Origin of the sequence: Streptococcus suis YS161 (assembly GCF_002760245.1) — a bacterium.
GTDB lineage: Bacteria > Bacillota > Bacilli > Lactobacillales > Streptococcaceae > Streptococcus > Streptococcus suis_I.
Genome location: NZ_ASCA01000059.1, coordinates 21,243 through 35,332, shown reverse-complemented (window position 1 = coordinate 35,332; position 14,090 = coordinate 21,243). Strand labels below are relative to the sequence as shown.

General features: G+C 38.7%; 10 protein-coding genes and 1 pseudogene. 5 read left to right on the top strand and 6 right to left on the bottom strand.

The annotated features are described in order from the left end of the window. Window positions 1-131: 131 nt before the first annotated feature. The 5 genes from SST111_RS07975 to glgB all read left to right on the top strand — a co-directional run bounded on the left by SST111_RS07975 (window position 132) and on the right by glgB (window position 6,836). Window positions 132-1,043: a LysR family transcriptional regulator gene (locus SST111_RS07975; RefSeq protein WP_012775137.1), complete on the top strand. Its 912-nt coding sequence runs from the start codon at window positions 132-134 to the stop codon at window positions 1,041-1,043. A 173-nt stretch (window positions 1,044-1,216) separates the two neighbouring features. Next, window positions 1,217-2,344, top strand: a complete 1,128-nt coding sequence (locus tag SST111_RS07970; protein ID WP_002935156.1) for a glucose-1-phosphate adenylyltransferase — start codon at window positions 1,217-1,219, stop codon at window positions 2,342-2,344. Between the two features lie 12 nt (window positions 2,345-2,356). Further along, window positions 2,357-3,472, top strand: coding sequence for a glucose-1-phosphate adenylyltransferase subunit GlgD (gene glgD, locus SST111_RS07965; RefSeq protein ID WP_002935157.1), 1,116 nt, complete (start codon window positions 2,357-2,359; stop codon window positions 3,470-3,472). 8 nt (window positions 3,473-3,480) lie between these two features. Beyond that, the gene (gene glgA / locus SST111_RS07960; protein ID WP_099810553.1) at window positions 3,481-4,926 is read left to right on the top strand and encodes a glycogen synthase GlgA; all 1,446 of its coding nucleotides are present in this window, start codon (window positions 3,481-3,483) and stop codon (window positions 4,924-4,926) included. A 71-nt stretch (window positions 4,927-4,997) separates the two neighbouring features. Next, window positions 4,998-6,836: a 1,4-alpha-glucan branching protein GlgB gene (gene glgB, locus SST111_RS07955; protein ID WP_099810552.1), complete on the top strand. Its 1,839-nt coding sequence runs from the start codon at window positions 4,998-5,000 to the stop codon at window positions 6,834-6,836. Between the two features lie 127 nt (window positions 6,837-6,963). Here glgB and SST111_RS07950 read toward each other — a convergent pair whose 3' ends face one another. The 6 genes and pseudogenes from SST111_RS07950 to SST111_RS07925 all read right to left on the bottom strand — a co-directional run bounded on the left by SST111_RS07950 (window position 6,964) and on the right by SST111_RS07925 (window position 14,019). Further along, window positions 6,964-7,764 carry a transporter substrate-binding domain-containing protein gene (locus SST111_RS07950; RefSeq protein WP_002939567.1) on the bottom strand — a complete coding sequence of 267 codons (801 nt, stop codon included), beginning with the start codon at window positions 7,762-7,764 and terminating at the stop codon, window positions 6,964-6,966. Between the two features lie 171 nt (window positions 7,765-7,935). Continuing rightward, window positions 7,936-8,745 (bottom strand): transporter substrate-binding domain-containing protein, encoded by an 810-nt coding sequence (locus SST111_RS07945; RefSeq protein ID WP_079268556.1) that lies wholly within the window; start codon window positions 8,743-8,745, stop codon window positions 7,936-7,938. A 200-nt stretch (window positions 8,746-8,945) separates the two neighbouring features. Beyond that, window positions 8,946-9,290 (bottom strand): annotated as a pseudogene (locus tag SST111_RS07940) (8-oxo-dGTP diphosphatase); the annotation flags it as partial. 109 nt (window positions 9,291-9,399) lie between these two features. Beyond that, a complete protein-coding gene (locus SST111_RS07935) occupies window positions 9,400-10,836 on the bottom strand; it encodes a recombinase family protein (protein ID WP_099810551.1) in 1,437 nt (478 codons plus the stop codon). After that, complete coding sequence (locus SST111_RS07930) at window positions 10,829-12,445, bottom strand: recombinase family protein (RefSeq protein WP_099810550.1); 1,617 nt, start codon at window positions 12,443-12,445, stop codon at window positions 10,829-10,831. Before SST111_RS07930 ends, SST111_RS07935 begins: the two co-directional genes overlap by 8 nt. Next, complete coding sequence (locus SST111_RS07925) at window positions 12,445-14,019, bottom strand: recombinase family protein (protein ID WP_099810549.1); 1,575 nt, start codon at window positions 14,017-14,019, stop codon at window positions 12,445-12,447. The genes SST111_RS07930 and SST111_RS07925 overlap by 1 nt, the downstream gene beginning before the upstream one ends. Window positions 14,020-14,090 lie beyond the last annotated feature (71 nt).

Sequence of the window (14,090 nt, the reverse complement as noted above, 5' to 3'; positions counted from 1 at the left end):
CACGAAAAGAAGGCAGTATTTGCCCTATTTATCACGTTCCCTTCTTCGCCTCTCTGGACTCAGTTAAAGGATATATTTTCAGCATTATACATTTTTTAGAATAATTTGTCAAATCATGTTACAATAGAGGTATGAGAATCCAACAATTATACTATATTATCAAAATTGCAGAAACAGGCAGTATGAATGAGGCTGCCAAACAACTCTTCATTACCCAACCCAGCCTTTCCAACGCTGTACGAGACCTGGAAAAAGAAATGAAAATTAAAATCTTTTTCCGTAATTCTAAGGGCATTACCCTGACAAAGGATGGCATGGAGTTTCTTTCCTACGCTCGTCAAATTGTTGAACAGACCGAACTATTGGAAGACCGCTATAAAAATCCGAATGCAAAACGCCAACTCTTCAGCGTCTCTTCCCAACACTATGCCTTTGTGGTTAACGCCTTTGTCTCACTTTTGAAAGAAACTGAGATGGAAGACTATGAACTCTTCCTACGTGAAACACGGACCTGGGAAATCATTGATGACGTTAAGAATTTCCGCTCAGAAATCGGAGTGCTTTTCCTCAACCATTTCAACCGTGATGTCCTGCTGAAACTTTTGGATGACAATCGACTATCCTATACAACTCTCTTCACTGCCAAACCACATGTATTTGTCAGCAAAACCAATCCTTTGGCACAAAGAAAGTCAATCACTCTCGATGATTTGGTAGATTTCCCCTATCTCAGCTACGAGCAAGGTATTCACAACTCCTTCTACTTTGCAGAAGAAATTCTAGCCCAGGAACACCATAAAAAATCGATTGTCGTATCTGACCGTGCCACACTCTTCAATCTCTTAATCGGTCTGGATGGCTATACAATCGCAACAGGTATCCTCAATTCAAATCTTAATGGAGATAATATTGTATCAATTCCTCTGGAATTTGATGATGAAATCGAATTGGTCTATATCCAACACGAAAAGGCATTGCTGTCCGACATGGGAGAAAAATTCATCAATTACCTACTTGAAGAGGTAAAATTCGACCAAAAATAAATACAATATTATTACAATATTATATAGACTAACACAAAATAATATGTTATAATATGTTTATGAAAGCCGTTGAAAAGAAGTTTGAAATATTTCAATTTCTGTATAGGAAACGCTTTCATTTTTTTATAATTTATGCTATAATAGACATATCATATATATTAAGGAGTGGTTAGATGGCTCAAAATAAAATGTTAGCTATGATTCTTGCTGGTGGACGTGGAACACGTCTAGAAGGGTTGACAAAAAAAGTCGCCAAACCAGCAGTCGCATTTGGCGGAAAGTACCGCATTATTGACTTTCCTCTCAGTAACTGTGCCAACTCAGGTATTGATATTGTCGGAGTTTTGACTCAGTATGAGCCTGTTCTCTTGAATTCATACGTTGCACAGTCTCAACGTTGGGGGCTTGATGTACAAGGATCTGGCGTCTTTGTATTACCACCGAGTGAAAAAATCGAAGGTTTCGGACTTTACAAAGGTACAGCCGACGCTATTACACAGAACATTGATTTCATTGATCTTCACGATCCAGAGTACGTATTGATTTTGTCTGGTGACCACATCTATAAGATGAACTACGACAAACTCCTTGATACACATATTCAGAAAAAAGCAGATGCTACGATTGCGGTTATCGAAGTTCCAATCAAAGAAGCTTCACGTTTTGGTATCATGAATACGGATGAAGATTACCGTATTGAAGAATTTGAAGAAAAACCAGAAAATCCTAAGAGCAATTTAGCATCAATGGGTATCTATATCTTCACTTGGAAGACCTTGAAAAAGTACCTTCAAGAAGATGATAAATTGGACACTTCATCTCACGATTTTGGGCACGACATCATTCCGAAATACTTAGAAGATGGCCGCACTCTCATTGCCCATCCATTCCGTGGTTATTGGAAAGACGTAGGTACCGTTAACAGCCTCTGGGAATCCAATATGGACTTGATTGATCACGCTGGAGATTTGGACCTTTCTGACCGCTCATGGAGAATCTATTCAGAGGATAAGGGATCTCCTGCCCAAGTCATTGGTGCAACTGCAACGGTTAAATCTGCCTATATTGATAAAGGGGCAGTTATTGATGGTACAGTAGAACATTCTGTTATTTCAACAGATGTACAGGTCAACCAAAATGCCGTAGTAAAAAATTCTGTCGTCCTGCCTGGTGCTATTATCGGCGAAGGTGTTGAACTTGACTACGTCATCGTCGCTGAAAATATTAAAATTGCCGACGGAGTTAAACTCACAGGAGACATCGACCATATCCTCTTGATTGACAAGAATGTAACCAAGTAAGAAAGGACTGCTATGCTAAGAAATACTCTCGGAATTGTAAATATTGAAGGAAACAACGTACATTTTGGTGACGTGATGAAGCACCGTGGCGTACAAGCTTTCGGTTTCTTAGGTCGTTATCGCCTAATTGACTTTGCTCTATCCAATATGTCAAACTCTGGAATTACAGAATTCCAAGTATACATGCCTGCTGAAATGCGTTCAACAATTCAGCACGTTGGTACAGGAAAACACTATAATATCAACAGCAAACGCGGTACCCTTCGCTTGCTCAATAGCGCAACAGACCCAAATAGTGTCTATCGTCACGATATTAATGCCTTCACAGAAAACATCCACTACATCGAAAAGTCTACAAAAGATTATGTGCTAGTTGCTCCATCTTACTTCATCTATAGCCAGGATTTTTCAAAAGTCATGGATGACCATATTGCAACGGATGCTGATATTACCGTTCTTTATAAAAACGTTTCAGATGCTAAAGAAAATTTCATCGGCTGCCAAACTCTCAAATTTGGTGAAGACCGTCGTGTCGTAGCTTTTGAGGAGAACCACGGTAAATATAAAAACCGTCCCGTTTCCCTTGAAGCCTACATTATGAAACGGACTACATTTATCGACTTGATTAAACGTGCTAACAAAGTGTCGTCTCTCTACTGGTTAAAAGATATTTTACGTGATACAGTTGACCAGTACAAGATTATGGGCTATGCACATCGTGATTATGTCGCATGTATCAATACGACAGCTTCCTACTTCAATACTCAAATTGAATTGATTGACCAAGATACCCGCAAACTCCTCTTCAAACATGATTGGCCAATCCATACCCAAACAAGTGATAGCTCACCATGTTTGTATGGTCCATTGGCAGAGGTCAAACGTAGCCTAATTTCAAATGGAGCGAACATCAATGGTCAAGTCGAAAATTCAGTCATTGACCGCGATGTTATCATTGAAGAAGGTGTTGTTATCAAAAACTCAATCATTCTCAATGGCGTGACAATCAAGAGTGGGGCGAATATTGAAAATGCAATTATCGATAAAGCAACTAAAATTATTCACCCAATTGACATCAAGGGAAGCGAAACTTCGCCTTCATACTTGAAACCACACCAAATCATTTAGGAGCTAACATGACAAAAAAATCTGTTCTCTTTGTAGCATCTGAAGGACTTCCATTCATCAAGACTGGTGGTTTGGCCGATGTAATCGGTTCCTTACCTAAAGAATTGGTAAAACAGGGGTTGGACGTCCGAGTGGTACTTCCTCTCTATAAGAAAATTGCTATCAATAACCATGCTGATTTCGATTACGTATCAAGTTTTGATGTGCGGGCTGGCGATATCCAATCTATGGCAAATGTTTACAGTCAGGTTGTTGATGGAGTAACATTCTATTTTATTGAGCACCGCGATTTCTTTGAACGCGATGAACTATATGGATACGACGATGATGCCATGCGTTTTGGCTATTTCCAACATGCTACATGTCGTCTGTTAGAAGCACTTCATTTCTTCCCAGATGTCATGCACACACATGACTGGCACACTGCTGCCCTTCCATTCCTTTGCCGTACTTTTTATAGCTACCGCGAAGAATTCCGCAATATCAAGCATGTATTCACTATTCATAACTTGGCTTTTCAAGGTATTTTCCACAAACAAGCACTTTGGTCAGCGCTTGGCATGGACTATAGCTACTATTTGGATGGTATTGCACGTTTTCATGATGAATGTATCAGCTTCATGAAGCTTGGTATCCTATACGCTGACAAGGTTACTACAGTTTCTGAAACTTATGCTCGCGAAATCCTAACGGAAGAATTCGGCGAAAACATGCAACATGTACTAGAGTTGCGCAAATATGACTTGGTTGGTATTGTCAATGGTATCGACTATGACAGTTGGGATAGTCAAACAGACCAGTACCTTGTGAGAAATTATAGTCTTGAAACGATTAAAAGTAAAAAGGCTAATAAACTGGCCCTGCAAGCACAATTTGCCCTTCCACAAGATGAGAATGTCCTATTGATAGGTATCGTCTCTCGTTTGACATGGCAAAAAGGGTTCTACCTCTTGACCGAGGTACTTGGCCATCTTCTTCAAGCCCATGTCCAATTTGTTATCTTAGGCAATGGTGAGGAAGACATTGAAAATGCCTTTAATCACTTTAAACATGCTTATCCTGATAAATTTGCATTCTACCGTGGTTACAATGAACCACTTGCCCATCAAATTTATGCAGCAAGTGATCTCTTCCTCATGCCTTCTATGTTTGAACCATGCGGCATTAGCCAGTTGATTTCAATGCACTACGGAACACTCCCTCTAGTGCGTGAAACAGGTGGATTGGTTGATACTGTAGCACCATACAATATGTCTACCAAGGAAGGAACTGGTTTTAGCTTTGGAGGGCGTGACGCTTACAATATGCGACAAGTCTATGATTTAGCCCTTCAAACCTACTATGACCGTCCCGATGACTGGTATGCCATGGTTGAACAAGCTATGAAGCATGATTTTAGTTGGACAGCTTCGGCAGAGAAATACATCTGGCTCTACCGTGAAATTAGTGGTTAGGAAATAAGATGAAAAAATAAACTGAATCGGAGTGCGACCAAGGTCCACTCCTTTTCAACAAGGAGATTGCTATGACAGAATTTACTGACCTAGATTTATATTATATGAATGCTGGTGAGCATACCACTCTTTACGAAAAAATGGGTGCTCACATTATAAAAGAACGAAACAAAATTATCGGAACTCAATTTCGTGTCTATGCCCCAAATGCCAGAGAAGTATTCTTAGTTGGCAACTTTAACGAGTGGCAACGCAGTCACTCTATGGAGCGTGAAATTGATGGAGTGTTTCAACTTTATGTAGACGGATTAAAATCCCTTGAAGATTATAAATACCTGATTATCACACACGATGGGCGTGAAATATATAAGGCTGACCCTTATGCATTTTTCAGCCAAGTTCGTCCAGACACTGCCTCTACAACCTACAATTCGCGTTATAAATTCAAAGATGACATCTGGATGTATAATCGTGTTAACTATGATTTTAAAGAACAGCCAGTATCCATCTACGAGGTGCACTTAGGTTCGTGGAAGCAAAAATTTGCTAATGAAAATGAAGGAGGAGCTCCTGTAGAAGCTTTCAATAGTTATAAGGAAATTACTCCACTTCTCATCGAACATATCAAGGAAAATAACTACACACATATTGAATTATTGCCAATTACCGAGCATCCTCTCGATGCGTCTTGGGGCTATCAGGTAACAGGCTACTATAGTCCAACTAGTCGCTATGGCAAGCCAGATGAACTTAAGTATTTAGTTGACCAATGTCACCAAGCAGGAATCGGAGTGATTCTTGACTGGGTACCACTTCATTTCTGTAAAGATGCTCATGGGCTCTACCAGTTTGATGGTAGTTGGCTATACGAATACTCCTACGAACAAGACCGTGAAAACCACCAGTGGGGGACTGCTAATTTTGACCTTGGAAAAGGACTGACTCGTTCTTTCCTTCTTTCCAATTTAAAATACTGGTTGGAATATTTCCATTTTGATGGCATCCGTGTTGATGCACTATCTTATCTCCTCTATTGGCGTGGTGAAACAGATGAGGATAAGATAAATCATTCCGCAATTGACTTTATCAAACGTGTCAATGCCATGGTCCATACCGACTATAAGGGAGTCTTGATGATTGCTGAAGACTCTTCAAGCTTTCCTAAAGTCACACATTCTCTAGAAGATGGCGGTATTGGATTTGATATGAAATGGGATCTGGGCTGGATGAATGATACACTAAAATTCGTGGAACGCCCTTCTATTTATCGAAAATATCACTCAAATGAAATCACTTTTGGTATGTACTATAACCAAAACGAGCAATTCTTACTACCACTTTCGCACGACGAAGTTGTTCATGGGAAGCACTCCATTATCGAGAAGATGAATGGCGACTACGAAGATAAGTTCCATCTGGCTCGAGTCTACTACAGCTTTTACTTCGCCCATCCTGGAAAGAAATTACTCTTCATGGGAAATGAATGGGGTCATATCCGTGAATGGCACGAATATACAGAAATGGACTGGGGACTGCTACAATTTCCAATCCACCATTCTTTCTATCAAATGATGAAAACATTATCTACTTTCTATAAAGAACATGATGCTTTCTGGAAATATGACTACCAAGCCTATGAAAAAGGATTTAATTGGGTAAAAATAGATGAAGAAGCAAGCCTGTATGCTTTTTCTCGCACTAGTGATGTGCAAGAAATCTTGACTATTCATAACTTTAATGATCAAGAACTATTTGACGTACACTTGGATTTGCCAGCTGAGAGCGAATATAAACTTGTCTTCTCATCTAATGCTATTCCAATGGACACATTTAGCCTCTATCCCGATGAAAATGGAGCTAGAATTACTGTACCACGTTTGACCAGTTTTTATCTAGAGCGTGTGAAATAATTATCTATAAAAAATGGAGTATTGAACCGACCCCAATTTTCTGTCTAACTTTTGGGGTGTGGCTCACTTACTCCATTCTTTTTTGCATGCAAAAACAACCATCGTTTCCGATGATTGTTCATTTCTCTTATTCAACACTTGTATATGTTGCAGCTTTCTCAAGGAAACTATCAAACTCACCACTTGCTTTTACTTCTGCGATAACCTTGTCTATCGCAGTTTTTAGTTCTGTACTACCTTTTGGCAAAGCAATGACTTTCGAATTCTCATCAATCGTTGGAAATTCAACGGATGCAACGGCTAAATCTGAATTCTGTGAAACATAACCAGCAGCAACTGGAGAATCCATTAAAATAGCATCAACTTTTCCTGATTTGAGCTCATTTACAGCTTCACCCATCAAGGTTAAAGAAATTATGTTAGCTTGACTAATGTTTTCCTGTGCGTAGGATTCTTGTGTTGAACCCTTTTGTACCGCGAGAGTTTTCCCGCTCATAGCATCAATTGAAGTGAGTGAATTGGCGCTATCTTTTTTGATAAGTAATACATCAGAAATTTGATAGTAACTTTCAGAGAAATCAAAAACTTTTGCACGCTCTTCTGAATAAGATAGACCAGCAATTGCAATATCAGCTTTGCCATTTTGAACGCTAGACAATACATTGTCAAAACTCATTGCTGAAACTTCAAGCTTGACCCCAAGTTCGTCGGCTATTTTTTGAGCCAACATGATATCTGCACCAACAACTTCATTCTTTCCATCAACTAGTGCCTGAAACTCGAATGGAGCATAGTCTGGACTAGTTGCCACTACCAATGTACCTTTTTCTTTAATTTTATCTAATGCGGATTGTGATGACGTCGAAGAACAAGCTGCCAATGTCAGTCCTGCTAAAACTGTTGCTGCTAATGCCAAGATTTTTTTCATATTTCCTAAATACCTTCTCTTTATTTTAATAAAATACTTATTCTAAAAAACAGAAGCTTATTGATTTTCATTGTATTTTCTTGCAGTTTTTCAGAATGTATTCTCATTTTAATTCATTTTTATACATTTGTCAAGAAAATATTATTTTTATTCAATTTAATCGTATAAAATTTAATTGTTAGCAATGGATAATTCATAGGCTTCTTGAACAAATTGATCCATCTGTCCAGATTCCACTAGTTTTGTAATGACAGAGTCAACTTTTTCCTTTAAAGCTGTACTTCCTTTTGGCAAGGCAATAGCATAGGCATCTGAATAGCTACTTTTTATCTCAGTATCTAAAATAACCAAGTCATCATTTTTGGCAACATAGGCTTTCGCAATCGGCTCTTCAAAAATAACTGCTTCTAGCTTCTGTGATTTTAATTGATTAATCAGCTCTCCGTTCGAAGCTAGAGCAATAACCGTGGAAGACGGAAGCTGTTCTTTAACAATTTGTTCTTGAATAGAACCTTTTTGTGCTCCTATATTTGCCTCTGCTAGAGAATCAAGCGATGTATATTGTGCAAGATCCTCTTTATTTATAATAACTTTATTGGTTGAGGTGTAGTAAGGAATGGAAAAATCATACACTTTTGCACGCTCTTCAGTGGCTGAAATTCCTGAAATGGCAATATCCGATTGCCCTGACTGGACATTGTTCAAAACATTATCAAAACTCATCGCTGAAAATTCAACTTCTACACCCAATTCTTGACCAATGGCTTTTGCAAGCTCAATGTCAGCTCCAACGATTGTATCTTTACCATCAACCAGTGTTCTAAACTCAAATGGTGGAAATTCTGGATTCAATGCAACAATTAGTTTTCCCTTTTCCTGAACATCCTTCAAAGAAGTATCTTCTCGAGTAGCATTTCCACTACAAGCACTTAGACCTACTGTTGCCAACAAAACCAATCCCGTCATAATATATTTTTTCATCATCATATTCTCCTTTAAAATAATCCTGTGCATACTTATACCGTTTTTTTATATAAAACATCGGACTTCCATTGTAGTAAAATGCATATTTTTTCTCCTTTTTTGAAAGATAAAGACATTTTACGTCATTTTTATACATTTGTCAACTAGTTTGTTGTATTTTTATTCAAACAACATAAAAAAGAAGCTATTTCTAGCTTCTACCTAAAATTCTTGTCCCACTCTCCATCGCTTCCTTTTTGGGTATAAAAGAACTCGGACAAATCTGGCTCATCCATGACTTTTAAGATTTCAAGTAAGTCATAGGCCAAATCCATCTGAGGCAGGTCCGACTTCTCGACCCAACGCACCTCACCTTCTTCAGTTGATCGGATAGTTCCTGTAAACTCTGTTGCCTTATAGAGAAATACAATGTAACGATTCCCTTCCTTATCCGGCCAATGTTTAAGACCAACCAAACGAGCATCTGTGACTGTTAAACCCGTTTCTTCTTGCACTTCTCTAACAACCAAATCATGGAAATTCTCGCCTTCTTCAATATGTCCCTCTTATGTCAAGTAACTGACACTATTTATTTACTAGATTTCACACTAATTGTATCACAAATCAACCTATCAAGAAAGAGACTTGATACGATTCAAGTCTCCTCTTCAACTATTTATAGATAACTGTAAAAAATCCGAGGCAGTCAACAACTACTTTTTCAATGTGAGTGCTAACTATTTCTTTTGTTAACCTATCATTACTCAACAACTGAAATGTATTAACTTCTTTCAGCTGTTCTTCTAAATTCCTAACAGTTTTGTCTATTACCATTTTCTTAGTAATGTAATCTTCCCTAGTCATCAGGCTATCCTTGTAGTCTTGGAAAAAGGATAGTTTTTGTCTCTTTAATCGCTCAATCTCTCTAAGAACTCTAGTCTTAGAAGCTTTTGGGCGGGACTTATCCTCCTCATACCCAAGTTTCTCCTTGATTGCTTGCTCAATCTTGTCTGCTCGGCATGACTTCATTTTTTCTCCCTGTCCTTTACAATAGCGACAGGAAAAATACTGATAACCTTGATGGTTATATGAACCAATCAAAGAATGGTCACAATGCTCACAACGAATCAGTCCTGTTAAAATGCTAGGAATTTTCGGAGGATGAGAGTGTTTTTTCTGGATAACCTTCTTAGCTTTTAATCGAGCAACTTGTTCAAATAGTTCTGATGAAATAATCGCTTCGTGATTGTTCTCAATCCGCTCCCACTCTGATTTTGGTCTGAAAACATGCTTCCCCCTTACATACGTCCGAGTATTAAACAGATAAGTTCCCTTATAGGCTTCATTCTTTAAAATTTGACCAACGGTAGTGCTACTCCAAACATTTCGTTTTTGCTCAGTTGTTAAACGGAGTGACTTTGCGTAACGTGCCTGACTGATTTGCATCTTTCGTTCTGCTGGAGTAATGACTTGTTCTTCATTCAGGAGTCGAGCAATTGTTTGGTAACTATTACCATCAAGATACAAGGTGAAAATCCGTCGAACAATTGGTGCAACTGTCTCGTCAATAATAATCTTGAAACGGTCCTCTGGATCCTTGAGATAACCAAATGGGGGCAACCAGCTCATGTTTTTGCCCGAGCGTTTCATGCTGTTCATCGCACTCTTAACCTTTTCAGAAACATCCTTGGCATAGAAATCATTGAGGAGGTTTCTAAACGGAACATCAATATCCAGTCCATTTTGTTCAGATGTCAAACTATCATATTGGTCATTTATAGCTATGAAGCGAACTCCGAGAAAAGGGAAAATATTTTCTAAATAATTCCCTAGTTCCAGATAATCACGCATAAAACGAGACAAATCCTTAACAATGATATGACGGATAATTCCCGACTTTACATCAGCCATTAAGCGTTGGAAAGCAGGCCGATTAAGACTTGTTCCTGAAAAACCATCGTCCACAAACTCCAAGCGTTCCCAATGATTAAAGTCTGATGACTGATCAAGGTACTGATTCAAAAGATAGCGTTGGTTGGTAATGGAGTTACTTTCGTCTGTCCCGTCCTCATCGACGGAAAGACGAAGGTATAAAGCCATTTTAGACATGGTCATCACCTCCCATCAGGCAGGTAAAAGTTACTATCACAGACTTATCCACTTCAACATCTATCCGTTCTATCACTTCATTAAGCAGTTCTGCCGTTAAAACTGATTGATTTTGGCATTTAGCAAGATGTTTAACCCAACTGACCTGCTGACTGTGTTTCTCCTCAATTTTCATCGCTAAAGCCTCATAATGGGCTATTTCTGTTGAGAGGGTTTCAATTTTTGAGGTAATCGTCGCCTTTTGAGACAAATAAGTCTCTCGTTCCTGAGCCTCAAGGCGGTAATTCAGATAAAGCTCGCTTTGCTCAGCTTGTAGACTAGCCAAAGTCCTTTGAAATTTTTTTATTTTCTTTTGGCAATCTCTAAGATATTCATTCCTCTTCATTTCTAATTTGGGCAATAAGTTTTTAACCGTGCCAAGCCGATTCATCTCTGCCTGAACCAAGCTCAACACAATCTTATCTAAGGCTTGTTCACTGATATAGACAGTTTGTTTCTCTGAAGGTGCTGAACCATGAAGATATTCCATAAAGTAATAGTAATCATACTCTGATTTGGAATTTGAGAAATGCTTACAGTACCTTCGCATTTGAGTTGATTGCCCCTTGACATAGATAAGCCCCTTATAACGATTAGTAGTACGAGGTTGAGTCTGTTTTCTTATGGAACGACGTTCCCTGATTAGTTTTTGAAGTGTTTGATGCTCTTCTTTAGTAATATAAGCTTCATGACAATCATCTACTTGAATAAAATCTTTCTCAGTTAAGGTTTTATTATGCCGACGTTGAATGAGACTGCCATAAAACGCAGGATTTTGTACCAGTCGCTGAAGATTAGCACTTCTCCATTGTCGGTTGTCTTGTTCTGTTCTATATACCTTTCCTGTTTGTCGATAAGTATCTGGAATAGCGATTTTCTGCCTGTTCAAGTATTTTGTCACTTGATTCACAGACTGACCTGCCAACAACTTCTCAAAAATATCGGACATAATTGGTTGAACCACTGAATCAATGGTCATTCGATTACCACCATCTTGTTTACTTAATTGGTAACCATATGGGGCAAAACCAGCAATGAAATAACCTTGCTTTGCTTTCTGAATATGACTAGCGGTAACTTTCTTGGAAATGTCCTTAGAATAGAGGTCATTGACCAAATTCTTAATTTCCACCTCAAAAGATTTTTTATCTTCCAATCCATTGAGAGTGTCTAGATTATCATTGATTGAGATAAAGCGAACCCCCATAAAAGGGAATACTTTATCAATCAGTCGTCCCATCTCAATGTAGTTACGACCCAGACGGGATAAGTCCCGAATCAAGATACAGTTGATAATCCCTTTTTTGAGGTCTTCCATCATGTCCTGGTAGGCAGGTCGATTAAAGTTTGTCCCAGAATACTCATAGTCGATGTAACACTTGGTTACAGTTAACCCTTTCTCCTTGGCAAAAGCTCTAGCAAGACTTTCTTGCGTCTCTAAGGACTGCGACTTGTTTCTCCAGGTTTCAGTACGTTCTTTGGATAGGCGAATGTAAATGCCCGTACGATAAGTTTGAAGTGGTACCTCATCTATCGTTTCCTTACGGTAGCGGTTCTTGGTACGTGCCATTAGACCACCTCCGTCTCTCGATGAGAAAACTGCTGGAGGAGTTCTAGTTCTGCCACATCATGAAACACTAAGGTCAACTCCTGATTCACATGAATGACAATGCGGTCAAGCAAGGAAACTAGAGTGAGGCGATTGAGCTCTCGGTTATTTTGTATGGTACTCAACTGGTCTAACCACTTCTCCTTATCCTGAAGTTTATCATACAGGATTTGAGCTAACTCTTTCTTTTGAATGATTGTGTCTTCAATTTGATTTAGTTTTTGGCGATAGCATCGCTGAAACTCTTGGTATTCTGTATCATTGATCAAACCGTCGTCTAAATCCAAATACAAGGACTGGAGCAACTGTTCGTACTTCTTGCGATTCTCAAGTAGAGAAGTAAAATCGACTTCCAAAAACTGTTCTTGATTAACATAATCAGGAACTGCTTTAATCAGATAAGACTTCCAGTCAAGATGTTGATGAATAAAGGTCGATACTAAGTCAAGTAATATCACTTGCTTGACTGCATGGCGACTACATCCTCTTCCGTTATTGTAGGTGCTACAAATATACTGAACAGTCTCTTTATCCTTGTAGCGGAGCTTTCGTTGTACAAGCTGAGCTTGACAGTCGCTGCAAAATAATAATCCTGCAAATAGGTCAGGCAGCTTCTTCCCATGTTTGACATCTCTGAGTAAGAGATTATTAGCAAGCTCAAACGTACTTTTTGAGATAATCGCCTCATGTGTATCATCAACTCGTACCCAATCTGCTGGATTCACAGCTACAGACTTTTGTGACTTGTAATTGAGTTTGGTTTGCTTCCCCTGTTCCAAACTACCTGTATAGACACGATTTGTCAAAATACGATTGACCATTTTCGTGTCCCACTTGTAGTTATGACCATGAAAACCTTTAATCTTTTCTTGACAGGCTTTCTTACGTTGTAGAGGCGTTTCTACCCCAGCTTGATTAAGAAACCCTGCAATAGCGTTTGACGAATATCCCTCTAATTTAAGAGTAAAGATTTTCTCAATAGTAGGGCGTACATTCTCATCAACCACTAGATGATTCCGTTGCTTTTCATCTTTGCGATAGCCATAAGGGGCAAAAGCTCCAATAAACTCGCCCTTTTGTCGTTTAGCTTTTTGAGTGCTTCGAACTTTGGTTGAAATGTCTCGACAGTAGCTATCGTTAATTAGACTTTTAATGGGCATAACCAAGTGTGTTTCATTTGTATCAGCAGTCATACTATCATAGTGATCATTAACCGAGATAAACCTAACTCCCATAGCAGGAAAAATTCGCTGAAGGTATTTCCCAGTCTCAATATAGTCACGACCGAAGCGTGACAAGTCCTTAACAATAATAGTATCAATTGTCTTATCATTCACCATAGCCATCATACGGTTAAAGTCAGGGCGGTTAAAGGTTAAGCCACTAATACCATCATCCATAAATTCTTCTAAAATGGTGAAATCATGATTTCTGGCATAATCTCTCAAAAGTGAGCGTTGGTTGATGATGGAATTACTTTCCACATTATCCCCATCATCTCGTGATAAGCGTAAATAAATACAGGTTTTTGTCATATGTATCTCCTTAATCAGTATTTAGGTGCTTACCGATTAAGGATTGAGGTTCTACAACTCTATTTTACATC